The sequence below is a fragment of the Paenibacillus sp. G34 genome (assembly GCF_056856875.1).
Genome location: NZ_CM166469.1, coordinates 5,781,003 through 5,804,649, shown reverse-complemented (window position 1 = coordinate 5,804,649; position 23,647 = coordinate 5,781,003). Strand labels below are relative to the sequence as shown.

19 protein-coding genes are annotated in these 23,647 nt (G+C 49.8%); 15 read left to right on the top strand and 4 right to left on the bottom strand.

All coding sequences use genetic code 11. The features are described from left to right. Positions 1 to 110 precede the first annotated feature (110 nt). The 3 genes from AC1VYS_RS26295 to AC1VYS_RS26285 all read left to right on the top strand — a co-directional run bounded on the left by AC1VYS_RS26295 (position 111) and on the right by AC1VYS_RS26285 (position 3,361). Positions 111 to 1,391 (top strand): ABC transporter substrate-binding protein, encoded by a 1,281-nt coding sequence (locus tag AC1VYS_RS26295; protein ID WP_482912069.1) that lies wholly within the window; start codon positions 111 to 113, stop codon positions 1,389 to 1,391. Positions 1,392 to 1,652: 261 nt separating this feature from the next. Then, positions 1,653 to 2,537, top strand: coding sequence for a carbohydrate ABC transporter permease (locus tag AC1VYS_RS26290; protein ID WP_482912068.1), 885 nt, complete (start codon positions 1,653 to 1,655; stop codon positions 2,535 to 2,537). Further along, complete coding sequence (locus AC1VYS_RS26285; RefSeq protein WP_482912067.1) at positions 2,534 to 3,361, top strand: carbohydrate ABC transporter permease; 828 nt, start codon at positions 2,534 to 2,536, stop codon at positions 3,359 to 3,361. Before AC1VYS_RS26290 ends, AC1VYS_RS26285 begins: the two co-directional genes overlap by 4 nt. A gap of 228 nt (positions 3,362 to 3,589) precedes the next feature. Here the strand turns inward: AC1VYS_RS26285 and AC1VYS_RS26280 are convergent, their stop codons facing one another. After that, positions 3,590 to 5,107 (bottom strand): aminotransferase-like domain-containing protein, encoded by a 1,518-nt coding sequence (locus AC1VYS_RS26280; RefSeq protein ID WP_482912066.1) that lies wholly within the window; start codon positions 5,105 to 5,107, stop codon positions 3,590 to 3,592. A gap of 235 nt (positions 5,108 to 5,342) precedes the next feature. On the opposite strand from AC1VYS_RS26280, the gene AC1VYS_RS26275 reads away from it, so the two are divergent. Next, the gene (locus tag AC1VYS_RS26275) at positions 5,343 to 5,951 is read left to right on the top strand and encodes a LysE/ArgO family amino acid transporter (protein ID WP_482912065.1); all 609 of its coding nucleotides are present in this window, start codon (positions 5,343 to 5,345) and stop codon (positions 5,949 to 5,951) included. Positions 5,952 to 6,104: 153 nt separating this feature from the next. On the opposite strand, the gene AC1VYS_RS26270 is transcribed toward AC1VYS_RS26275, so the two are convergent. The 3 genes from AC1VYS_RS26270 to AC1VYS_RS26260 form a co-directional block, all read right to left on the bottom strand. Continuing rightward, a complete protein-coding gene (locus AC1VYS_RS26270) occupies positions 6,105 to 6,941 on the bottom strand; it encodes a methyl-accepting chemotaxis protein (protein ID WP_482912064.1) in 837 nt (278 codons plus the stop codon). A gap of 328 nt (positions 6,942 to 7,269) precedes the next feature. Beyond that, on the bottom strand, positions 7,270 to 8,271 hold the full coding sequence (gene moaA, locus AC1VYS_RS26265) for a GTP 3',8-cyclase MoaA (RefSeq protein ID WP_482912063.1): 1,002 nt from the start codon (positions 8,269 to 8,271) through the stop codon (positions 7,270 to 7,272). A 134-nt stretch (positions 8,272 to 8,405) separates the two neighbouring features. Next, the gene (locus tag AC1VYS_RS26260) at positions 8,406 to 10,616 is read right to left on the bottom strand and encodes a methyl-accepting chemotaxis protein (RefSeq protein ID WP_482912062.1); all 2,211 of its coding nucleotides are present in this window, start codon (positions 10,614 to 10,616) and stop codon (positions 8,406 to 8,408) included. 529 nt (positions 10,617 to 11,145) lie between these two features. Here AC1VYS_RS26260 and AC1VYS_RS26255 point away from each other — a divergent pair. The 11 genes from AC1VYS_RS26255 to AC1VYS_RS26205 all read left to right on the top strand — a co-directional run bounded on the left by AC1VYS_RS26255 (position 11,146) and on the right by AC1VYS_RS26205 (position 23,569). Continuing rightward, the gene (locus AC1VYS_RS26255; protein ID WP_482912061.1) at positions 11,146 to 11,991 is read left to right on the top strand and encodes an ABC transporter ATP-binding protein; all 846 of its coding nucleotides are present in this window, start codon (positions 11,146 to 11,148) and stop codon (positions 11,989 to 11,991) included. Continuing rightward, positions 11,972 to 12,778, top strand: coding sequence for an ABC transporter permease (locus tag AC1VYS_RS26250; RefSeq protein WP_482934434.1), 807 nt, complete (start codon positions 11,972 to 11,974; stop codon positions 12,776 to 12,778). Before AC1VYS_RS26255 ends, AC1VYS_RS26250 begins: the two co-directional genes overlap by 20 nt. Before the next feature lie 2 nt (positions 12,779 to 12,780). Further along, a complete protein-coding gene (locus AC1VYS_RS26245) occupies positions 12,781 to 13,713 on the top strand; it encodes an ABC transporter permease (protein ID WP_482912059.1) in 933 nt (310 codons plus the stop codon). Between the two features lie 83 nt (positions 13,714 to 13,796). Then, positions 13,797 to 14,861 (top strand): ABC transporter substrate-binding protein, encoded by a 1,065-nt coding sequence (locus AC1VYS_RS26240; RefSeq protein ID WP_482912058.1) that lies wholly within the window; start codon positions 13,797 to 13,799, stop codon positions 14,859 to 14,861. A gap of 196 nt (positions 14,862 to 15,057) precedes the next feature. Further along, positions 15,058 to 16,446 carry an aminotransferase gene (locus AC1VYS_RS26235; protein WP_482912057.1) on the top strand — a complete coding sequence of 463 codons (1,389 nt, stop codon included), beginning with the start codon at positions 15,058 to 15,060 and terminating at the stop codon, positions 16,444 to 16,446. A gap of 24 nt (positions 16,447 to 16,470) precedes the next feature. Continuing rightward, positions 16,471 to 17,745 carry a M20 family metallo-hydrolase gene (locus AC1VYS_RS26230; RefSeq protein ID WP_482912056.1) on the top strand — a complete coding sequence of 425 codons (1,275 nt, stop codon included), beginning with the start codon at positions 16,471 to 16,473 and terminating at the stop codon, positions 17,743 to 17,745. Between the two features lie 4 nt (positions 17,746 to 17,749). Further along, positions 17,750 to 18,631 carry a nitrilase-related carbon-nitrogen hydrolase gene (locus AC1VYS_RS26225; RefSeq protein ID WP_482912055.1) on the top strand — a complete coding sequence of 294 codons (882 nt, stop codon included), beginning with the start codon at positions 17,750 to 17,752 and terminating at the stop codon, positions 18,629 to 18,631. Positions 18,632 to 18,738: 107 nt separating this feature from the next. Then, on the top strand, positions 18,739 to 20,106 hold the full coding sequence (locus AC1VYS_RS26220; protein WP_482915132.1) for an NAD(P)-dependent oxidoreductase: 1,368 nt from the start codon (positions 18,739 to 18,741) through the stop codon (positions 20,104 to 20,106). 498 nt (positions 20,107 to 20,604) lie between these two features. Then, positions 20,605 to 21,900, top strand: a complete 1,296-nt coding sequence (gene preA, locus AC1VYS_RS26215; RefSeq protein ID WP_482912054.1) for an NAD-dependent dihydropyrimidine dehydrogenase subunit PreA — start codon at positions 20,605 to 20,607, stop codon at positions 21,898 to 21,900. Beyond that, positions 21,897 to 23,342, top strand: coding sequence for a dihydropyrimidinase (gene hydA, locus AC1VYS_RS26210; RefSeq protein WP_482912053.1), 1,446 nt, complete (start codon positions 21,897 to 21,899; stop codon positions 23,340 to 23,342). The genes preA and hydA overlap by 4 nt, the downstream gene beginning before the upstream one ends. Continuing rightward, positions 23,342 to 23,569: a hypothetical protein gene (locus AC1VYS_RS26205; RefSeq protein ID WP_482912052.1), complete on the top strand. Its 228-nt coding sequence runs from the start codon at positions 23,342 to 23,344 to the stop codon at positions 23,567 to 23,569. Before hydA ends, AC1VYS_RS26205 begins: the two co-directional genes overlap by 1 nt. Positions 23,570 to 23,647: the final 78 nt, after the last annotated feature.

Sequence of the window (23,647 nt, the reverse complement as noted above, 5' to 3'; positions counted from 1 at the left end):
TTAAAATAATCCAATGGAAGAGTCTAATTTTGTCCAATGAAGCGCTTACATTTTGCGATATATAATAAGCCTATGAAAGACAAACCAGTCACACCGGGAGGTCATAAGAGATGAAAGTATGGAAAAGCGTTGTAAGTGCGGCACTGGTCAGCGTTCTGCTCGCAGGCTGCGGCTCGAATGCAGGCACGGATAATGAACAGAACGAAGTCAAAGCTGGCAGCACCGTGAACCTCAAAGTATTCATTGCTCAACCAAGGCTGAAAGAACATTACGATAAATATATAGAACAGTTCAAAGCCAAGGAAAAAGCAGACAAAAACATCGAAGTGAATGTGCAACTGGAGATGCCGCCGGCAGACAATGCACCTCAGATTTTGAAAACAAGACTAGCGTCCAATGATGCACCAGACGTATTCGCTCTGCATGCGGTGAATGAGATTCCACCGTTCAGCAAAGCCGGATATCTCGAAGACTTGTCCAACCAACCTTTTGTAGATAAATTGCTGGATTCGGTCAAACCTTCCGTAACGGATGCAAGCGGCAAAGTGGTTGCGGTTCCGCTGGAAACCTTGTCATGGGGTTATCTGTACAACAAAGATATCTTCAAGGAACAAGGGCTGGAGGTTCCAACAACACTGACAGAAATGAAAGCGGTTGTAGAGAAGCTGAAAGCAGCGGGTATCACCCCGTTTGAGCTTTCTTACAAAGAAGCTTGGGTTCCGCAATTGTTCCTGCCGCTGACGGTAGGTGCACTGACACAAACGGAGCATAAAGACTTCGTCGAAAAAATGAACAAGGACGAAGCTTCCTTCTCGGATATGAAAGCCCTGTTTGATGTGTTCGATCTCGTCAATGCGAACGGAACGGATAAAGCGCTTGAAGTTGGAGCCGATGACGGCGCAGCGGCTTATGCCACAGGTAAAGCAGCGATGTGGATTCAAGGACCTTGGTATGCGGAAACGATTCTGAAGTCCAATCCCGACATTAATTTCGGTGTAGCGCCAATGCCGCTGAACGACAATCCGGATGATACCAAAATCAACCTGAGCACATCTACGTCACTGGCTGTATCTTCGTCAAGTAAAAATAAAGAAGTGGCACTCGACTTTGTAAACTACATTCTTGATGACAAAGACTCAAGTGCATTCTATGAAGCACTCAAATTCAATCCGGTTGCCAAAGTGCATACGTTCAAGAGCTTCCCGTGGGTAGATGATGCCTTGAAATATGTAAACGAAGGCAAAGCATATCAAGACCCAACGATTCCTCAAGCCGTGAAGGATGAGTCTGGTAAAGCTCTGCAAGGGTACTACTCCGGACAGTTGAATCAACAACAGGTGATTGATGCGCTCGACAAGGCATGGAAGTCCTACAATAAAGTCAACAAATAAGAGCCGGATGCTTAACAGATAAGAATGAATGCTTAACAAGTAAGCGCCTGAACGATCAACAAGGTTGAGCTGTAAGAAAGCAGTATCCGCGGTTGTTGACAAAATCTCGTTGGTATCCGTATTGAGCTTGATCTCGGGGTTTTGTCAACAAATGAGCGGTACTTTTATTTCGTCACAGTCTCGAAGCAGATGAAACGGCTGGCTGAACGATCTTCGTTCCCCCGTTAACCCTCATCCGCTGTGCAAAAAGGGGGAGAAGTTATGGCTACGAATGTGTTCAAAAAGTATCTTTCATTGCTCGCGTTCACAGCGCCAGCCTTTGTAATCTATGCAATTTTCCTGCTATACCCGACATTTAGCGGGATGTTCTACAGCTTGACAGATTGGAACGGATTAAACCGTGACTATAGCTTTATTGGTCTGGGAAACTTTGTGGAATTGTTCAAAGAAGATCCTGATTTCCTGAACTCGCTGTGGTTTACGCTCAAATACGTGATCTTTATGCTCATTTTGCAAAATGTCATTGCATTGCTGCTCGCGGTGTTGATTGAATCACGTACACGCAGCAAAGGGTTGTTCCGCACGTTATTTTTCATGCCCAACATGATCAGTACAATCATCAGTGCATTCATGTGGACGTTCATCTTTTCCCAGGTGTTGCCGCAGCTGGCTGAGAAACTGGCGGTTTCTTTTCTCGACCAACAATGGCTCGGTGATCCGAAGTTTTCCTTCTACTCGATTCTGATCGTATCATTATGGAACGGTGTGGGTTATATGATGATCATCTACCTGGCTGCATTGCAAGGTGTACCGAAGAGTCTTAAAGAAGCTGCGGTCATTGATGGAGCTAATGCGTTTCAGGTGCTGCGCAACGTCGTACTGCCGATGATTACACACGCTGTTACGATCTGTTTCTTCCTGACACTGAATGGTGCATTCAAAGTGTTCGAGGTTGTCTATGGATTGACAGGCGGTGGCCCAGGCCGTGCTACACAGGTGATCACCATGAATATTTATGAAGAAGCTTTCTCGAACAACTTCAGATACGGGTATGCAAGTGCCAAATCGGTTGTGTTGTTCATCATCGTCTTGATCTTTACACTCATCCAGATCACCGTCATGAAGAGAAAAGAGGTGGAAGCATGAGAATGCAGCGACTGAATAATTACCTGATTCGGCTGTTACTGATTCTCGGCTCTCTGGTAGCTATGCTACCGATCTACATGGCTGTGGTGAACTCGTTCAAAACACAGGGCGAGATGTTCCAATCGTTTATCGCTCTGCCGACAACATTGCATTGGGAGAACTACACGGATGCGTTTAATAAAATCAATCTGCTCGGCAGCTCGCTGAACTCTGCGATTGTATCCATACTGGGCATCGGGGGGATTGTGTTCTGTGCTTCGCTTGCAGGGTACAAACTGTCGCGGACTTCCGGCAGGCTTAGCAATCTGATTTTCTTCATGTTTGTTGCTTCCATGCTGGTGCCTTTCCATTCCATCATGATTCCGCTGACGCGTGTCGCAAAGGGGATGGGGGTGCAGGGAAGCACTTACGGACTGGCTCTGATCTATATCGGACTTGGTGTAAACATGGCAATCTTCCTCTATCACGGGTTTGTAAAGTCTATCCCGCGTGAGCTGGAAGAGTCGGCGCAGATGGATGGATGTAACGAGTTCCAGACGTTCTTCCAGATCATCTTCCCGTTGCTGTTGCCAATCACGGTGACGATTGCAATTCTGGACTTCCTGTGGATCTGGAATGACTTCCTGTTACCACTATTGATGTTGACGGATGTAAACCGGTACACACTGATCCTGTCTACAAACATGCTGTTTGGTGAGTACAACAAGGAGTGGCCGTTAATTCTATCCTCGCTTGTCCTGACTGCGATTCCAGTCATCCTGATCTACGCGTTCTTCCAGAAATTTATTATGGAGGGTATTGCAGAGGGTGCGGTCAAAGGATAACAGGCATAGGGGATTGTTCCTGCAATCCCACTCTTCACACTTTAGAATGTAAAAGCTCATGCTTATAGCCTTGAACTGCGGATATCCTCCGTTAGTTCAAGGCTATTCTCATTGATGGAAAGATAGGTACACCAAGGTGAGCATCCAAAATAAGCGCAAGTTGAGCATCAGCGGTGCAATAGGGGGCGATGACGTATTGTACAATATTGCAATGCAAAGAGATGCTGCTCACACGCTGGGCTTCATTAGCCTGTGTGCTTCTTGTGCAAGGATAATCAGTCCGCGCTCCATCTCATCTTGCGAAGCATAGGCATAAGAGAGCCGGATATGACTCGCATCCAGCCGATCATACAGGTAACCTGGATGAATCAGCACGTCTTTTTCCAGACAAGCATGGAATAATCGACGTACAGATAAGGAATCAGCTGTGAATCGAAGCCAGATATAGAAACCGCCTGCTGGCGTTGCCCATTCTGCAATGTCATGAAAATAACGTTGGAGTAGTCCCAGCATGAGGTCTCGGCGTCTTCGGAGCTCTGGACGTAGCCGCTCCATATGGCTTGTATGGTGGCCTTCCGCAAACCATAGTGCCGCTGCTTCCTGAGCGAGTGAACTGGTGCCGTAATCCGTCTGCATTTTAATATCAGCAAGACGGCGAATGACGGGCACAGGGCCCACAAGCCAGCCGAGACGAAGTCCAGGACTGACCGCTTTGGAGAGTGTGCCCATATGTAGCACACGGCCTTCCGGATCACTTGCCTTGAGCGAAGATGGGGGAGGGTGATCCAGCCACAGCTCTTGATATGCGGCATCTTCCAAAATGGATATGCCAGAATTGCGAGCAAGGGACATCAATTCTTCCCGGCGCTGATCGCTCATGACACTACCTGTAGGGTTATGAAAACTTGGGATGGTATACAGTAGTGGGGAGGATTCGCTGTCCGATTCACTTTTCACCATTTTTGCCGATTGTATTGCTCGTTTCAAATGCCCCAGTTGCAGGCCTTCTTCATCCATGGCAATCCCGTTCAGCTTCAAACCGGCTGATTGGAATGCATGAATGGAATAGAGATACGATGGTTTCTCCACCAGCACAGCCGCTCCGCGAGGCAGTAATCCCACGGAAATCAAATGCAGTGCCTGGAGGGAGCCGGATACAATAAGGATCGAATCAGGCGAAGCCTGAATGCCGCTGGACTGTAAGTGAACGGATAACGCTTCACGAAGCTCCGGACTACCTTGAGGTTCAATATAATTAAGGGTGTGTGTACGGCTCGACATGCTCCTGAGAATGGCATTGAATGCTTCATTAGGCATCTGTTCCGGCGCGAGTTCACCTGTTCCGAGCCGAATAATGCCAGGGCGGAACTCGGCTTGATTAATCTGCTGGATCTCGGGCAGATTCGGATAATACCAGCCTTCCTCGGCAGCTTCACTCCAGTTGGGCACAGAAGCGTGAGCCATGCTGTGCCACCCCGAACCGGAGACATAAGTTCCGCCGCCATGCCGCCCTTCAATCAGACCTGCCGCAGTCAGGTTATCCAGAGCGGTGACCAGTGTACTGCGGTTTACACTCATGGATGCGGCGAGTGTTCGCTGCGAAGGAAGTCGGGTTCCGGCAGACCACTCACCGGTTGTGATTTTTTGCCGGATATAGGCTTCGATCTGACGATACATAGGCAAATCAAGCGCAGGGTTTGGCTGCCAGCTGCGGTTAGAAGAAATATCGGAATGCTCACGTCCCATCAGGTGGCTTCACCTCCTGTACTCATAAAGATAAAGTTGTCGCGTAGTCCCTGCTATCTCGTGTGCTTATGACAGTTGTTAAGATGTGCAGCGACGGAGCGGTCTAAAGAAAGTGTCCGTTATCGTATTCGTACCGTCCACTATACCATTTGGTTGGGTTCAAAGCCATCCAAGTGGCTGGTTACGTCTACCTTGATTTCATCTACGCTATAGACAGAGATAAGGGGGATGGACAATGGACGTTTTTATTCATGCCGTGGTGCTGGCATTTGGCCTGATCTTACCGCTGGGGGTTCAGAATGTATTTATTTTCAATCAAGGGTTAACGCAAAAGAAATTTCGCCATGCACTGCCCCCTGTAATAACAGCGGGAATCAGTGATACGTTACTGATTGCAGTCGCTGTGGGGGGAATGTCCCTCATTTTGGTTCAATGGCCACTATTGACGAATATCCTATACGGAGCAGGCAGTCTGTTCTTGCTCTATATGGCCTGGGGGCTATGGAGATCATCCGCTTCCCCTGAAGCAGTTCCAGTGGCTATGTCTGCAGGACGGCAGATTGCTTTTGCTGCTTCTGTGTCCCTGCTCAATCCGCATGCCTTGCTGGATACAGTAGCTGTCATTGGTACCAGCTCACTTCAGTATGAAGGAGTGGAACGGTTTTATTTTGCAATAACCACGATGGCTGTATCCTGGGTGTGGTTTTTGGGGCTTGCAGGAGCAGGTAGGATGGTCGGCAGTCACGATCGCACGGGATATGTACGGTTTTTACTCAATCGTGTATCTGCTCTGATCATGATTGGACTTGCGCTGATGATGTGCTGGAAACTCTTCCACACCTAGATGAGATAAGCGGAACCGCATGATCAGGAGAATTGAATGAGAAGGAGAAGGGGAAGGGCTGCGGGAGGTTAATGGAAACAATGAGGGAGTGCAAAACTTGGTATCAAAAAAGACTCCCCGCTATCTAAATCACGGGAAGCCTGATGTATTCGTTTATTCTGCTTTGAGCAGCATCGATTCAATGAACACTTTAAGATCTTGGCTTGTTGCGTTCAAATGGTCAATAATCTCACTGAACTCCGTTACAAGTTCAGACTGTGCATTGCTTGACTGAGCAATAGAGGTAATCTCCTGCTCCATCTGCTGAATGGAGGACTGCACATCCTTGAGGGAACGCTCAATATTCACCGTCGCCTCTTTGGTTCCGGTGGACAGTTTACGCACCTCAGATGCAACTACGCCGAACCCGGCACCTGCCGCGCCCGCACGAGCGGCTTCAATGGCTGCATTCAGGCCAAGCAAATTCGTCTGCTCCGATACTTCACGAATAAATACGGCAACCTTATTGACCTCGCCGGAGTTCTTCACAGCCAGACGAGTGTTGTCCAAAATTTGCGTAGACGAAGCAGTTAGCTGTTCGGACTGTGCAGCAACCGTCTGCACCATCTCTGATAACCTGCTGCTGATACCAGTAATCAGGTCGGTAAAGTGCTCCAGCTTTTCTTCGTTTTGAAGCGAAAAACCTATAGCAAGCGTTCCTGCAATCTTTCCTTCATCATCATGAAGCGGAGTGGCAGCCGATATAATGGCCGTGCCGTAAAATTTGGCGTCAATACGATTGGCTGAAGTCTCCCCATGAACAAGCGCGCGGCGCAGTGTAGGGTCTTCTAGAGAGATGGGATCTCCTGCTTTGATGCCAAGATCAAGCTCGTTGCTCGGAACGTAATACCAGAACTTCTCGGTATCGGTAACGGCAATCATGATATCATGTTCCTTCAACATAATTTTAAAATAAGGACTTGCTGCAACGAGTGCTTCTACGATGTTCAATAAGGTCAGCTCCTATAGTGTGTGTATATATCATCTGGGTGTATATTATACATCGTCAGATCGATTAGCGAAATTTAGGCCTAAAAAGGGCATAACGTCTATTACATATTTTTGAAGCATTTGAATCAGAGGATGTTGTATTTTACATTAGATATATGCATAAGCGCAAAAAAACAGACGGGAACATCAAGTTCACGTCTGTTTTGATTATGCATAAAACAGTACTTATTATGACTTTTCCAAATGAAGGAATTTTTAGGTAATAATGTGTCTTCCGTTAGGAGCTTAAGCATTTCTTTCGTACCGTAAAAAGCTGTAGGGCTTCGATTTATCCACCGATTTGCGACATGCGCCGCACTGTAGGCGTGTGGGATTGCATTTTTTTCTCCAGTGCCAGCGCCATTTCATGATTTTTCGGCTTGGTGCCGAGTGCTTTCAGGAAAAGTGCAGCCATCGCATCGGGATCATCTACATAGCGGCGAACATTGTATTCATCTGACCAGTACAGACAAGCCTTGATATGTCCGTCCGCTGTAAGGCGCAGCCGATTACAGTTATCGCAGAAGTGGTCACTGACCGGATGAATAAGACCAAATGTGCCTTGGGCGCCAGCAATTTTCATATTGCGAGATGGACCGTTTCCGGCAGGGCCCTCGGTATTCTCAACCGTCCAGCCAGCCTCGGCGCATACATCCGTAACGGCCTCCAGCGGCAAATACGATTGGCGCCAGGAGTCGGAAGCCTGCCCGATTGGCATGTATTCAATGAATCGCACATGTAGCGGCTGATCCATCGTCATAGCGATAAAATCTTTGATTTCATCATCATTGATGCCTTTCATGAGCACTACATTTAGCTTGATCGGTGCCAGGCCCACCGCAGTAGCTGCCTCGATACCCTTCAGCACCTTATTGACATCTCCGCCTCGTGTGATCATAGAGAATCGGTCAGCATGCAGGGAGTCCAGGCTAATATTAATGCGGTTCAGCCCAGCATCCTTCAAAGCTTGAGCCTGTTTGTCCAGCAACAATGCATTCGTGGTCAGTGCAATGTCCTCGATGCCATCAATGGCAGAGATCATGCCCACCAGTTTATGCAAATCCTTACGTACCAGCGGTTCTCCCCCCGTGAGCCGAACCTTGCGCATGCCCATCGGGGCGAGCACTTTCAGTACTTCCGTAATTTCTTCATAACTCATTATCTCATCATGCGGAGCAAACTCCATGCCTTCCGCGGGCATACAGTAGACACAACGCAGATTGCAGCGGTCCGTAACGGAAATACGGATGTAGTCATGTATGCGGCCAAATGAATCTTGAAGCAGTTCCATGCAGACCACCCTTTCAACGGTTCAGATTGGAAACCTTCTATAGTAAATGATACGACAATTGTAAAAGCAACAGTTGCATCAAATTTTAGCTATTTCTCCAATCCGCGTCAATGATGACGTCCCGTGATAGCAATTTAGGCAGGCTGATTCAACTGAAATTGGCCAACGACTTGTTGCAGGAACAGGGTAATGGCCTCCACATCATGGGAGGATTGTTGAACTTTCAACATATCCCGAATCAACGCCATCATCTCGGCTTCCACTTCGGCGGAGGTCACCCGATTTTGGTGGCTGATAGCGGCGATATTTTCCATCAAAAATACGACCTGATCGACGACTTGGGTACGCTCTGCTTCTTCGGCAGTGGCTTTTTGGAGAAGCTCTGAGGCTGCTTGAACCAACGTTGTTCCTTCGGCAAGCACCTGATCTCCTTCGGTGATCTGCTTGGAAGCTGCGCTTGCCGCCGTCGAGATCCGATCCAAAATCTGATGAATGTCCTCCGTGGAGGAGCGGGACACATCAGCCAGCTTGCGAATCTCTTCAGCCACAACCGAGAATCCGCGTCCATGCTCTCCGACACGAGCGGCTTCAATTGTCGCATTTAATGCGAGCAGATTGGTCTGTGCGGATATTTCTTCAATGACCGCCAAGGCGCGGTAGATGTCTTTCATCGTGCCCAGGAAGGAGAGAATCGTCTGGTTTGTATCTGACACGGCACCGGAGATTTGAATCATTTTATCACCGATGCGACCTACTTCCTGTCGGGCTACAATAATCTGTTCATTAGCGGATGCCTCCAACTGTTTTAGAGTCAATCGCATATGATCGGCGGCCAGCTTGGCTTGATCCAGGTCTTGTAATTGCGTACGGGTAGCTTGAATCATTGAACCAAGCTTGAGGTTGACGCGGTCAGTAGTCACTTGAGTAGTCTCTGTAGATGCACGCATCAGATGCTGATTATCCATCACGTCCCCCGTAGCCCGCTGGACTTTGAGCATAATGCTCTCCAGAGAATCAATCATGTTATTAATCCATTTGGCGAGTTCACCTGATTCATCTTGAGCAAAAGCATTGGTGTCCAGACGCTGGGTAAGATCACCCTTCCCCTCTGCATTCACTCGAATGAATTGAGTGAGGCTGCGCAAGTCCGTATGGACGCGGTTGTATTGTTTGCGATGAAGCCGGAATGCACCAAAGAATCCAAAGATGACATGAAAGCCAGCGATTGCAGCAGCGTTCCATCCACTGCCTGTCAACGCAAAAATCAAGGCGGCGGCAAGAACGGCCGAGAGCATAATATAGAAGCTATGCTGTTTGAATTGCCGCCATCCGATACTGCGTATTCGGTACACTTCTTCCAGATCACCTTCGCACATCATGCCCCAGCGATCCGGGCAGTGAGGAAGTTGAAAGGTGATACCTTTACCGATGACTGGAATATGGCGGTAATCCGAGTAACCGGGATAGGCCACAAACAGATTGGAGCCATTCTGAATCGTTTTCGATACGCCCGGATGTAATTGGCCGGTAGAAGGGTCGGTGAACATCAGTTCAAGCTCTGTATGCTGCTGCACAGACACGATGCCCCAATCGGTGGTCACGCCGTCTTTCAGGTTTTCTCCATGCGTAAACGTTCGATCCTCGAAGCGGCTTCGAGACAGGGCAGTACCTGGCAGCAGCTCAGGCCGCAATACAGACTCGGCCATAAACAGATAGTTATCACCTGAGTCCGGGTAGATATGTCCCGATTCGCGCTGAATGAGGTCACCGAGTACATCGCCGGGAATGCGGCTACATAGCGAACCTGCATATTTCCCTTGATGTACAATAGGGGCAATAAACATCAGGGTAATCGCGTCATGGAATGTAGACGAGCGTGGCCCGATCTCCAGTGTAAGCGGATCAGAATACGGACCATAAAGACACTTCTGGCCATGTATGCCTGCTTGTGCATAGCTCAATCCGGGACTGAAGGATATATTCTCGTGAGGGTTATAACGTTGACCTATATGTTTCTCGTATGTAGAAAATGAAACTTCATGCTGCTCGTTAAGAATGAACAATTCCGTGCTATCCTGGGTACGTGCGTAACTCGCCTTAAACCAGGTATCCAGCTTCTCTGCCTGTGGTGATCCGTGCTTCACTTCTTGGAGGTTAACCGCTCCGATCTGTTGAAGCAATCGATCCAGATGACTCCACTGATCACTCGCCCAATCCATCAGTAACTGTCTTCTTGTCTCCGCGATCCCTTCGAAAATGTGCTCTACATCTTCCTCGCGGTGCGCGTTCAACCGATAAGACCACCACAGCGGCAATCCTTTTTTCCATCCCAGCCAATCAAACATGATGACCACCCCAAATGTTGGATTTAAAAAGATTTGAACAGCCCTCAAACATGTCGTTTTCCATGGTTTCGTGGTAATTCAAGCTATCGTTGGTACAACTGTATCCCACCATGGCTTTATTCCAAACTCTGTCTATATCCAACGTTATACATGAAATTTCATGGGATTACGAGGGGATATGTCATATTTTCCGAATATTCCATCAATTAATACAAATGAATATACGCTGTTTGCAGAAGAGGGCGTGGAGAGGAAATTTTATTTGTGGCAACTGCATGTTATTTCATGTCACAACAAATGTGCAAGAGATATACAACAGATATGCAAAAAAATGCTGAGAGTTACTCTCATTTTACAGTGTGTCACATGTACAAGCCCATACTCCACACAGTTTGTATAATGTAATTTCCGGCCAAATCGATATAGTAGTATCTAACAAGTCAACCCGTTACGTTTGTGTAGGTTAACCTTCCACCATTCAACCTTGACGTCTTCTCCAACCATCCCATCTTGCCAAAGGAGAATGCCTATGAACTCTCCCTCTGTTTTATCTCTTCATCCATCCAAGAGCGTTACCTCGGAACAACGTCTTATCGATGTGGATCATGTTTCTGTCATCTTTGGCAGTGGTCCTCAGCAAGTAACGGCCCTATCCGATGTGACGTTCCATATTGCCCCCAATGAATTTGTCTCCCTGCTGGGTCCTTCCGGCTGTGGCAAATCAACATTACTGCGAATTGTCGCTGATCTTCTTCAGCCAACATCAGGCCTTGTTCGAATTGCAGGACAGGAACCGAAGCAGGCAAGATTGCAACGGCAGTTTGGCATTGTTTTTCAGACCCCGGCTCTGTTTGATTGGCGTACGGTGCGCCACAATGTAGAGCTGCCGCTGGAACTACTAGGTACCCGGCGAAAAGAGTGTCGACGCATTAGCAGCGAACTGCTGGATATGGTTGGACTAACCCGATTCGCAGATCATTATCCATGGCAACTAAGCGGCGGAATGCAGCAACGCGTATCTATTGCACGTGCGCTGGCGCTTGATCCACCCCTCCTATTAATGGATGAGCCGTTCTCTGCGCTGGATGAATTCACCAAAGAAAAATTGCAGCTGGAGCTGCTTGAGATTAAACGTTCTACCGGAAAGACCTTCCTCTTTGTTACCCATAGCATCCCCGAAGCGGTCTTTTTATCGGACCGCATCATCGTACTTTCTGCCCATCCGGGCCAAGTGCATTCGATCCATTCCGTGAACCTTCCAGCCGAGCGAGAGAACCAGTTGAGGGAAACCGAGCCTTTCTATCAGATGATAACGGCAATTCGTAACTGTTTTCATGAGGAGCGTGATCAAACCCATGTTCCTTCGTTTGTTTAAACCGGGTTATCGTGCCTGGGTGATAATCTGGATCATATCGATCTTTGTCCTTTGGGAAGGGCTGGCGTGGATGCTACATCTGTTTATGTCTCCGCAGCAGGCCACTTCTCGTTTGCCGTATCTCCACGTTGTTATGGATTCGTTCTACCGTCACTGGAACACGCTGGCGGAGCAAAGTTCGGTTACCTTTGGCAATGCTGCCATCGGTTTTGCCGGAGGAACATTGCTAGGAGCATTACTGGCACTGCTCATGAGCGCCGCAGTCTGGATTGAACGCACGTTGTCTCCTTACGTAGTGTCTTCACAGATGGTTCCGGTGATCGGGCTTGCTCCGATCGTATATGGCATTATTCATAATGCGGAGTGGGCGCGAATTGTCATGGCGGCATATGTTACCTTTTTCCCTGTCATCATCCATACCTTAAAAGGTTTGAAAAGCGCTTTTCCCCAGCATCTGGAACTCATGCGCGCCTATGGCACTTCGTGGAGAGCGCGTTACGTAAAGTGTTTACTGCCTTCGGCGCTTCCTGGTTTATTCTCCGGCATGAAAATTGCGGCTCCACTCGCGGTGACTTCCTCTATTGTCGTGGAACTGATGGGAGCACCTGATGGACTTGGTGTACTGATGGTCAGCTCGCTGTATTATGGTTCAGCACAAGCAGGTATGTTCTGGGCAACCATCATGCTTAGTATGGGCATTGGGCTCATCTCCTATCTGTTCATCAGCTTGGCTGAACACTGGCTTACTCCATGGCAGCCCGAATTCAGACCCAAAGGAGGGGAGTAGCCGTGAGCAAAAGTAGTGTACTCCAGCGAAAAAGTGATGAGGGAACCACAAGCGGAGTTACGGGGCATGTTCTTCCTGACAATAGGGGACAGAGACAACAAGCAGAACATTCGGCCTCATCTGCTGGTCATTTCCGCACAAGTACTTCGCGTATTGGCATGAAGGCTGGCATGCTGCTCCGCAACCTGTTGCCTTGGCTCGCAGGAGCGATTTTTCTAACATTGTGGCAACTGCGCTTCTTTCATGTGCTGCTGTCATTGGAAGATTATCAGTTGCCCGTACCCTCCGCCATTGCTATATCCATCCGGGATAATGCCGAGATGCTCTTCCGCTATGCCATCTACAGTGGTACCGAGATGCTGGGCGGGTTTCTGATTGGCTCGCTGCTAGGGGCTCTGGCTGCGATGGGAGCTTCACTTTTTGCAAATAGTGGCAGGGCAGCCGTCACAGTCCTGTCTGCGCTGAATGCTGTTCCGATTGTGGCTCTGGCTCCGATCATGAACAACTGGTTCGGAGACGGGATTTGGTCCCGGATCGCCGTCGTGTCGGTCATCACGATGGCCGCGATGGCTGTCAGCCTGTTCAAAGGGCTAACCTCTATTCAGCCGCAGTATGAAGAACTGCTGAGCAGCTTGGCGGCGAGCAGGAAACAGTTCTTTTGGAAGCTAAGGATGCCCCATGCGCTGCCATCTCTCTTTGCGGGTCTGAAAATCAACATGTCGACCAGTATTATCGGCGCGATTGTAGGGGAGTTTTTTATCGCATCCCAAGGGCTAGGTTACTTGCTCTCCGATCAGATTCGGCTCGCCAATATGCCGCTTGCCTGGTCCTGTATCGTCATCGCAGCGATCCTCGGCATTGTGCTCTATGAGACGGTGGTTCTGGCTGAAAAGCGCCTGCTTCACTGGAGCCCTGTACATTCGGAATCGAAGTAGGCAGGCATGTACAGAAAAAATGAGCACATAAATAAGGATTGGACTTAACAAAATCCATATATAAACAGGGGGTTGTTCTGTACATGTACAAAACGTTGAAGCCGGGTTTAGGGATGTTGATCTTGTGTGTGGTGCTGGTGCTGGCAGCATGTTCTGCAAAAAGCGAACCGGCGTCGCAGCCAGCCGCTGCAAGCTCGGGTGGTTCAGGAACGGCGGAGCAACCATTAACCAAAGTGAAGATTCAGCTTAAATGGGTACCGCAAGCACAGTTTGCCGGAATATATGCCGCGAAGGAACAAGGTTTTTTTGCAGAGGAAGGCATTGATGCGGAGATTATTCCAGGTGGCCCGGATATCGTTATTGAGCAACAGGTCGTTAATGGTGCAGCCGATGTGGGCATTACGGGAGTGGACAGTTTGCTGGTCAGCCGGGATAACGGTCTTCCCCTCGTTTCACTTGCCCAGATCTCACAGAAGAGCAGCTATCGCCTGATCGCGAAGAAGTCAGCAGGCATTACCGATCCGGCACAGATGAAGGGCAAGAAGGTCAGTACATGGTTTGGCAGTCAGCAATTTCAGGTGCTTGCTTTTATGGAGAAGAATGGACTCGATCCGAAAAAGGATATTGAGCTGGTGAAGCAGGGCTTTACGATGGACCAGTTTTTCAATGATCAGGTGGATGTGGCTACGGCCACGATTTATAACGAATATCACGTTGTACTGGAGAGCGGCACAAAAGAATCTGATCTGAACGTGTTCAACATTGAGGATGCCGGAGTCGGCATGCTGGAGGACACGCTGATTGCCAAGAAGGACTGGGTGGAGAACAATCACGAATTGGCGGTAAAAGTAACCCGGGCCATCCTGAAAGGCTGGAACTACGCCATTGATCATCAGGATGAGACGGTGGACATTGTGATGAATAATGTGACGGAGGGCAGTACGACTCGTGAACATCAAGTAACGATGCTTGAAGAGATTGCCAAGTTGATTCGCCCGGAAGGGTTTAGCGAGAAACAAGTGGGAAGTTTTGTCGATGAATCGTTTACCCGCACGGCAGATATCGCACTGAAATACGGACTGATCAAGAAAGCAGCCAATCTGGATGAAGCGCTAGAGAAGAGTATATATGAAGAGGCCGTGAAATAAGCCGGAAGGTCTGGCGGTTTGGCAGAACAGAAGATGTAGGAGGAGCCTTGAAAGAGGCTGAGACATGGAACTTAGATACCTGAATGAATTAATCGTTGTCGCATAATACCGGGTTCTTAGATGCACGTGATCACATGAATGGGCATGACGTTGAAACGTTGCTATACGGATCATATAAGAGAAGGGAGCACGGTGGATGAGTTCTGTGGATCAGCAAGCACAACGTTTGGGCGGTACGAGGGAAGAATGGCTGGAGAAGGATCGCAAATATGTCTGGCACCATATCTCGCCCCATAACGATCACCCGTTGATTGCCGTTAGCGGTGAGGGGAGCTGGATTACGGATCAGGAGGGTAAACGTTATCTCGATGCCATGTCGGGTCTATGGTGTGTCAATGTAGGGCATGGACGTGAGGAGATTGCCAAACGTGCCTACGAACAGATGAAAACTCTCGCGTACATTCCAATGACACAGAGCCATGAACCGGCGATTTTACTGGCTGAGAAGCTGAATGAATGGCTAGAGGGAGAGTATAGGATCTTTTTCTCCAATTCCGGTTCGGATGCCAATGAGGTAGCTTTCAAAATAGCCCGTCAGTTCCACCATCAGAACGGTGAGCCCGCGCGTCACAAATTCATCTCTCGTCACCGTGCCTATCACGGTAACTCTATGGGTGCACTGGGCGCCACGGGGCAGGCCGCACGCAAGATCAAATACGAGCCGCTCGGTGTAGGCTTCTCCCATGTTCCTCCGCCGTACTGCTACCGGTGTCCGTTTGGAAAAAGTAAAGATAGCTGCGGGCTTGAATGTGCCGCCATCTATGAGGAAGTCATTCAATGGGAGGGCCCGGAGACGGTGGCTGCCGTAATTATGGAGCCGGTGATTACCGGTGGCGGTATGATTGTTCCTCCGCCAGATTATATGCGCAGAGTGCAGGACATCTGTCAGCGCTATGGCGTGCTGTTCATTGTAGATGAGGTCATTTGCGGCTTTGGCCGCTCCGGGCAGAAGTTCGGTCACCAGAACTACGGTGTACAGCCGGACATCGTCACAATGGCTAAAGGCATGACGAGTGCCTACGCCCCGTTATCCGCCACGGCGATAAGAGCCGACCTGTATGACTCTTTTCGTGAGCCAGGAACGGATAGCCACTTTCGCCACGTGAACACATTTGGCGGGAATCCGGTATCCTGTCAGGTTGCGCTGGCAAATCTGGAGATTTTGGAAAGGGAGCAACTGGTCAGCAGGGCTGCAGAACTAGGTCAGCTGCTTGGCGAAAAATTGGAGCCGCTACTTCAACTTCCTTCTGTAGGCGATATCCGTCTATTCGGATTCACCTGTGGCATCGAGATGATTGAGCCGGACGGTTCACCGGCGACAACGGAGAATGTCATGAAGGTGCTGGCTCATTGTAAACGGGAAGGCATCCTGATCGGCAAAAACGGGGACACCGTTCCGGGCTTTGCGAACATTTTGACCCTATCGCCGCCCTTTGTCACCACAGAGGAAGAACTGGATCTTATCGTAAGTCATTTGTTTACCGCACTTCGCAGTCTGGATGAGGGTAGGCATGAGTTGATTTAACGCGTGACAAGGAGGAGAGGAAGGATGCAGACCGTAACCGAGTTATCCATTAATCAGCTGAGGCTGAATGAACATATTGAACAGTTAGCTCAGATCGGCAAGATCGGAGAGACAGGGGTATGCAGGCTTGCCCTTACTCCAGAGGACATGGAGGGCATCAACCAAGTCAGGTTTTGGATGGAGAAGGCAGGCCTTGTGACTCGAATGGATGCTTTCGGGAATCTAATTGGTCGCCTTGAAGGCACGGATGCAACTAGACCTATCCTGATGGTCGGTTCACATATCGACTCCCAGCCGTATGGAGGTCGTTATGACGGTGCGATCGGTGTACTCGGTGCGCTGGAGGCCGCACAGTGCCTGATTGAACAAGGCATACAGCCATGCATGCCGATTGAAGTGATTGCTTTTTGCGATGAAGAGGGATCACGGTTTAACAAAGGTTTATTTGGTTCACGAGGCATCACAAATCAGTTAGAGGAAGGAGAGCTGGAACGCGAGGATAAAAACGGGGTCACTCGCCGGGAGGCATTGGCATCCTTCGGGTGTTCGCCATCCCAATTCGCGGCAGCGGTATATCCTCCCGGTTCCATTGGCAGTTATCTGGAGCTACATATTGAGCAGGGACCTGTACTTGAGGCTATGGATGCTCAGATCGGTCTGGTGACAGGCATCTCGGGTCCGCTCTGGCTCACGGTGACCATGAAAGGAATGGCCGGGCATGCAGGCTCTGTGCCGATGGGGATGCGTCATGATGCACTTGCGGGTAGTGCCAAAGTGATTGCGGCCTTTGATGATATGGTCCGTGAAGACCCGGGAGCGCCCACTGTCGGTACGGTAGGAAGTCTAAGGGTGTTTCCGGATTCAAGAAATATTATTCCGGAAGAAGTGAGCTTTACCGTGGATTTGCGTGATATGGAGATGGAGCGCCGAAACCGGCTGGAAGCCCGTTTGATGACTTTGCTGGATGATATCAGCTCTGGGTATGGTCTGACCTATACCGTCACGGAGGATACCAACAGTGAACCGCGTTATTGTGCCGAGTCCGTGATGTCCATCATTCGCTCTTCCGCGGAAGAGCTGGGGATAACGATGCCTGAATTGATGAGTGGCCCGTTCCATGATGCGCTCGCATTATCTTATGTGTGCGATTATGGCATGATTTTTGTCCGCAGCAAGGACGGTATCAGTCATCATCCCAGTGAATATTCCTCCCCGGAGGATATTGCATTAGGTACGGAGGTGCTCTATCGCACCATTCGCAAGATGTGCACCGGTAATCCACCAAAGGAGGCGGGATAACGTTATGGCAAAAATCAGCATCGGTTTGATTCAGGCTTCCCATGAGATTGAAGGGTCGGCCCCGGTTGAAGTGCATAAGGAGGCAGCCATTCAGAAGCATATTACACTTGTGCGCGAAGCGGCAGCACGAGGGGCCAAGATCATCGGACTGCAGGAAGTGTTTTACGGGCCTTACTTTTGCACGGAACAAACACCTAAATGGTATGCATCCGCAGAGCAGGTTCCCGAAGGGCCGACGACCCGGTGTTTTCAGGAACTGGCGAAGGAGCTTGGTGTTGTCCTTGTTTTGCCCGTGTATGAGGTGGAGGGAATAGCTTCTTATTACAACACGGCGGCGGTGATTGACGCGGATGGAACGTATCTGGGCAAATACCGCAAACATCATATTCCGCATGTGGAGGCGGGAGAAGGGACGAACGGCTTTTGGGAAAAGTATTATTTTAAACCTGGTAATCTCGGTTATCCGGTATTTGATACGGCTTACGCCAAAGTGGGCGTGTATATCTGTTATGATCGACATTTTCCTGAAGGGGCACGTTTGCTTGGGCTGGCAGGGGCAGAGATTGTTTTTAACCCATCGGCTACAGTGGCAGGCACCTCGGAATATCTATGGAAGCTGGAACAGCCAGCGCATGCGGTAGCCAACGGATATTATGTAGCGGCAATCAACCGAGTAGGCGTGGAGGCACCTTGGAACATGGGTGAGTTTTATGGGCAGTCGTATCTGGTGGACCCGAGAGGGCGCATGGTGGCGATGGGGAGCAGGGATCAGGATGAAGTAGTCATTGGCGAGATGGATACAGAGTTGATCCGGGAGGTACGTAATGTGTGGCAGTTTTACCGGGATCGCAGACCGGAGACCTATGAACATCTGGTGAGCTTGTAGATTGAATTTAGGGTGTGTGTTGCAGAGAGATTAGGCGTGGCCTTTGTTTGCCATATCAATGGACGGTACGGCAATAATCTTTAATCCGCGGGAGGTGCGTGACATTGATGAACCGTTCTGGAACAGCATGGTCGGATTACGGTTGGGAAAATCGTTTTAGCGAGATGAAACCAGCCATGACCAATAAGGAAGCGATGGAAGAGTCCAACCGCTGTCTGTATTGTTACGATGCCCCATGTATTAAGGCATGTCCTACGGATATCAATATTCCTTCTTTTATCAAAAAAATAGCAACAGGACATCTCAAAGGGTCGGCTCGTACCATCATGGATGCCAACCCGGTTGGCGCGAGTTGCGCACGTGTCTGTCCTACAGAAGAGTTATGTGAGGGGGCATGTGTACTGAACGAGTCCTCCAAGCCGATCCGCATTGGTGATCTACAGCGCTATGCGACAGACTGGGCAAGGGAGAGGCATGAACCGCTGTTTCAAGCAGCTCCTGCCAACGGGAGAAATGTCGCTATTGTTGGGGCAGGACCGGCAGGGCTCTCCGCAGCGCGCGAATTGGGCCGGGCAGGGTATGATGTGACCATCTATGAAGCCAAGGCGAAAGGCGGCGGACTGAATACCTATGGCATCGTATCCTTCCGTCTGCCGGAGTCGGTCCCATTATGGGAAGTCGATCAGGTGGAGTCACTCGGAGTAAAGATTCGATACGGTGTACGGGTTGGTGTAGATATAGCGGCCCCCGAATTGCTGGAACAACATGAGGCTGTCATTCTCGCATGTGGGATGGGAGCGGTCCCGATGCTGGGCATTGAAGGGGAGACGCTGGAAGGCGTTTATGATGCGATTGAACTTGTGGAATCGACCAAACAGGGTGTACCACCGGCGCTGCATGGTCTGAATGTAGCCGTAATTGGTGCAGGCAATACGGCAGTGGATGCGGCGACTTGTTCGGTGCGCCTGGGTGCAGAGCGAGTACAGATGTTGTATCGGCGCGGAGAGCAGCAGATGACGGCCTATGCGTTTGAGTACACGTTTGCCAAGCAGGAGGGTGTGGAGTTTCGTTGGTTTACGATGCCCCAGCGTATTGTTGGAGACGAGAATGGCAGGGTTCGAGCGGTGGAATGTGTGAAAATGGAACTCGTAACCCCACCCGGCGGCGGACGTGCGATGCCTGTGGTGGTAGAAAATTCATCCTTCGTTATCGAATGTGACACGGTGATTCGGGCTATCGGACAGAATCGGTTATTGCCACTCATTGAGGCGTTCGAGCTGAAACACCATGGAGGTGTGGTAGAAGTCGAGGCGCATACGTATCGTACCTCTCATCCTCAGGTGTACGCGGCAGGAGACGTCATTTTTGGTCAAGGCCAAGGAGAGGCGATGGTCGTTTCTGCGGCGCAACAGGGTAAATTGGTCGCTGCCACAATCATGAAAATGCTGCCTGGTCGCTCGGAAGAGAGCGCGTAAGGAAGTGTGTACGGGAAGTGAGAAAGTAAATGTGTAATAACGCGCTGGAATTGCCTAAGGAAGGTAGAAGTGCCGATACAGGTGTCTTGAAATTACGTAAGAAAGATTACGAGTGTACAACAGGCTAATTGGAGTTGCAGCTGTGTCAGCCATTTGCGGAGGGCCGCTATTGTTCGTGTAAACTCATTTTCACCTCCAAGGCACTTTATTCTGGCTCCTAATCGGCTAACGATCACCAGACACCCTATTTCTGCAAAAACAAGGCATGTGAAATTCTAACGATCACCACAAACCTTATTTCACCCAAAACCTGCGGATTCAGGCCGGAAATGGGCAAAAACAGCAAAATAACGTTCCTACGGATCGTTAGAATTTCGAAAGGCTGAATTTCAATTAAATAAGCGCTGTGGAGATCGTTAGAGGTCTATCCTTGTTTACGTTCATCTTAGTTTTAGTTAGCGTAAATTCATCTCAAACTCACATCAAGGAGGGTTCGATATGGCTGACTTATCCATCAATCTGGCAGGCATCCGGTCACCTAATCCATTCTGGCTTGCCTCGGCACCACCAACCAATACCGGGTACCAGGTACAGCGTGCGTTTGAAGCGGGCTGGGGCGGCGCGGTGTGGAAGACACTCGGCGAACCGATTATTAACACCTCCTCCCGTTTTGCGGCAGTACATTTTGGCGGTCAGCGTGTGGCAGGCTTTAACAATATTGAACTGATTTCCGATCGTCCCCTGGAGGTCAATCTGCGTGAGATCGCCGAGACGAAGATACGTTTCCCTGACCGCGCCGTCGTGGCATCTCTAATGGTGGAACCGAAGCGGGAGAAATGGCATGAGATTGTCAAAAAGGTCGAGGCCGTTGGTGTCGATGGTCTGGAGCTGAACTTTGGATGTCCGCACGGTATGGCAGAGCGAGGCATGGGCGCTGCATCAGGCCAACAGCCTGATCTTGTCGAACTGCAGACGATGTGGGTAAAAGAAGTGGCTACCACACCGGTCATCGTAAAGCTGACACCCAATATTACAGATATTACGGCGACAGCCCGTGCGGCTGTACGTGGTGGTGCAGATGCGATCTCGCTGATTAATACAATCAATTCTCTCGCTGGTGTTGATCTGGACTCCTGGAACACGGTGCCGCATGTAGGCGGCAAGGGAGCGCACGGTGGATACTGTGGCCCGGCTGTAAAACCCATTGCGCTTAACATGGTGGCGGAGTGTGCCCGTCATCCCGAAGTGGGTGTGCCGATTTCGGGTATCGGCGGTATATCCGACTGGCGAGATACGGCAGAATTTCTGCTGATGGGCGCAACGGGAGTACAGGTATGTACAGCAGCGATGCATCATGGATTCCGAATTGTGGAGGACATGATTGAAGGGCTTAGTGATTATTTGGACGAAAAAGGAATTCAGAGTGTAGCCGAACTGGTCGGTCAGACCGTGCCGAGATACTCGGATTGGGGCAATCTGGATCTCAACTACAAGGTGGTTGCCCGCATCAATCGGGATATATGCATCAATTGCAACAAGTGCCATATTGCCTGTGAAGACACATCTCATCAATGTATTGATATGTTAACCGACCCGTCCGGTGCTTATCTTGAAGTGGTCGAGGAGGATTGTGTCGGCTGTAATCTGTGTTCGATCGTCTGCCCGGTGGACGGTGCGATCGAGATGATTGAGCTTGCACCAGAACAGGAGCCGGTTACCTGGAATGAACGTCAGTCGGCGATTTCCCTGCTGCAATCTATTCATAATCCATCAGCCAAGGAGGCGATTTCATGAGTACACGTACATTAATTCGCGGTGGTATTTTGGTGACGGCATCGGATACCTTTGAGGCCGATCTATTGATCACATCGGGAAAAATTGCACAGATCGGTATCGGGTTAATCCACGATGATCAGACCGAAGTACTTGATGCAACAGGCTGTTATATCATACCTGGCGGCATCGATCCGCATACTCACCTCGATATGCCGTTTGGCGGCACGGTCACAGCGGATGATTTTGCAACGGGCACAACGGCTGCGGCCTTTGGAGGAACCACAACCATTATTGACTTTTGTCTGACTCAGAAAGGTCGTCCATTATCCGAATCCTTGCAAGAATGGCATCGCAAAGCCGAAGGGAAAGCAGTCATTGACTACGGATTTCACCTGATGATTGGCGAGATGAATGAGCAGGTGCTGGAAGAATTGCCGCAGATGATTGAAGAGGAGGGCATATCGTCCTTCAAGGTGTTCATGGCATACAAAAACCAATTTCAGGCCGATGATGGCATTCTCTTTCAGACGTTGCAAAAAGCCAAAGAATACGGTGCACTTGTGATGGTGCATGCCGAGAATGGAGATGTCATTGACCTGCTTGTGAAGCAGGCACTCGCTGAAGGTCGCACAGCACCGATTCATCATGCGCTGACCCGTCCATCTATGCTGGAGGGAGAAGCGACGGGACGTGCCGCCCGTTTGGCCGCATTGGCGGATTCGCAGCTGTATGTGGTGCATGTTACATGTGCCGAAGCCGCCGAGCAGATCGCGCGTATGCGCGAGATGGGATACCGGATCTGGGGAGAGACATGTCCGCAATATCTGACGCTGGATCAGTCCATAATGGATCAGCCGGACTTTGAGGGTGCCAAATATGTTTGGTCGCCTCCGCTCAGGGAGAAGGGACATCAGGAAGCACTATGGAATGCGCTCCAAAGCGGACAATTACAGACCATTGGTTCGGATCATTGCTCGTTTAACTTCAAGGGACAGAAGGATCTCGGCAAAGATGACTTCAGCAAAATTCCTAACGGGGGGCCTGTCATTGAAGACCGGCTAAGCATTCTATATTCGGAAGGCGTAGCCAAAGGCCGCATATCGCTCAATCAATGGGTGGATTTGTGCTCGACCAGAGCAAGCAAATTGTTCGGATTATTTCCTCAGAAGGGAACACTTGCGGTGGGTACGGATGCGGATATTGTTATTTTTGACCCTTCCATAACCAGGGTGATTTCGGCGGAAACACATCATATGAACGTGGATTACAGCGCGTTTGAAGGCATGCAGGTACAGGGGTGTCCGGTGACCGTGTTCTGTCGTGGCGAGTATGTGATACGGGATCGGCAGTATGTGGGCAATGCAGGGGCAGGGAAATATGTAAAGCGTAATAAGTATGATGCAGGGGCACCGATTCCACCGAGGCAACCGGTGACTGTGATTCATGGGGGGTGGAACTGATGTCGGAGCACGAAACATTTGAACTGGAGAAGCTGGACATTGAGCGATTGGTTGCACAGGGGTATCGAATCTGTTCGGTCCGGGAACATCTGGAGGGCGCTCATGTGACATGGGCCCACCCTGATTTTCCAGGAGAGAATGTGGAGCAGCATGTGGGGACAGCCTCGGGCCGAAAGTGGTTCAGTCATATTCTCATTCGTCAGCTACAGGGACAGCGTAGCGCATAATGTAGTGTGTGACGGGGACGTTGACGGACGGCTTAGTTGCCATATCCCTATCCCTGTCTCTAATACGTACAGACGTGC

What these genes read in the sequence shown, in the direction of transcription:
- AC1VYS_RS26295 (WP_482912069.1), top strand. Translation starts at nt 111, where the DNA reads ATGAAAGTATGGAAAAGCGTTGTAAGTGCGGCACTGGTCAGCGTTCTG.
- AC1VYS_RS26290 (WP_482912068.1), top strand. Translation starts at nt 1,653, where the DNA reads ATGGCTACGAATGTGTTCAAAAAGTATCTTTCATTGCTCGCGTTCACA.
- AC1VYS_RS26285 (WP_482912067.1), top strand. Translation starts at nt 2,534, where the DNA reads ATGAGAATGCAGCGACTGAATAATTACCTGATTCGGCTGTTACTGATT.
- AC1VYS_RS26280 (WP_482912066.1), bottom strand. Translation starts at nt 5,107, where the DNA reads ATGGGACGTGAGCATTCCGATATTTCTTCTAACCGCAGCTGGCAGCCA.
- AC1VYS_RS26275 (WP_482912065.1), top strand. Translation starts at nt 5,343, where the DNA reads ATGGACGTTTTTATTCATGCCGTGGTGCTGGCATTTGGCCTGATCTTA.
- moaA (WP_482912063.1), bottom strand. Translation starts at nt 8,271, where the DNA reads ATGGAACTGCTTCAAGATTCATTTGGCCGCATACATGACTACATCCGT.
- AC1VYS_RS26260 (WP_482912062.1), bottom strand. Translation starts at nt 10,616, where the DNA reads ATGTTTGATTGGCTGGGATGGAAAAAAGGATTGCCGCTGTGGTGGTCT.
- AC1VYS_RS26255 (WP_482912061.1), top strand. Translation starts at nt 11,146, where the DNA reads ATGAACTCTCCCTCTGTTTTATCTCTTCATCCATCCAAGAGCGTTACC.
- AC1VYS_RS26250 (WP_482934434.1), top strand. Translation starts at nt 11,972, where the DNA reads ATGTTCCTTCGTTTGTTTAAACCGGGTTATCGTGCCTGGGTGATAATC.
- AC1VYS_RS26240 (WP_482912058.1), top strand. Translation starts at nt 13,797, where the DNA reads ATGTACAAAACGTTGAAGCCGGGTTTAGGGATGTTGATCTTGTGTGTG.
- AC1VYS_RS26235 (WP_482912057.1), top strand. Translation starts at nt 15,058, where the DNA reads ATGAGTTCTGTGGATCAGCAAGCACAACGTTTGGGCGGTACGAGGGAA.
- AC1VYS_RS26230 (WP_482912056.1), top strand. Translation starts at nt 16,471, where the DNA reads ATGCAGACCGTAACCGAGTTATCCATTAATCAGCTGAGGCTGAATGAA.
- AC1VYS_RS26225 (WP_482912055.1), top strand. Translation starts at nt 17,750, where the DNA reads ATGGCAAAAATCAGCATCGGTTTGATTCAGGCTTCCCATGAGATTGAA.
- AC1VYS_RS26220 (WP_482915132.1), top strand. Translation starts at nt 18,739, where the DNA reads ATGAACCGTTCTGGAACAGCATGGTCGGATTACGGTTGGGAAAATCGT.
- preA (WP_482912054.1), top strand. Translation starts at nt 20,605, where the DNA reads ATGGCTGACTTATCCATCAATCTGGCAGGCATCCGGTCACCTAATCCA.
- hydA (WP_482912053.1), top strand. Translation starts at nt 21,897, where the DNA reads ATGAGTACACGTACATTAATTCGCGGTGGTATTTTGGTGACGGCATCG.
- AC1VYS_RS26205 (WP_482912052.1), top strand. Translation starts at nt 23,342, where the DNA reads ATGTCGGAGCACGAAACATTTGAACTGGAGAAGCTGGACATTGAGCGA.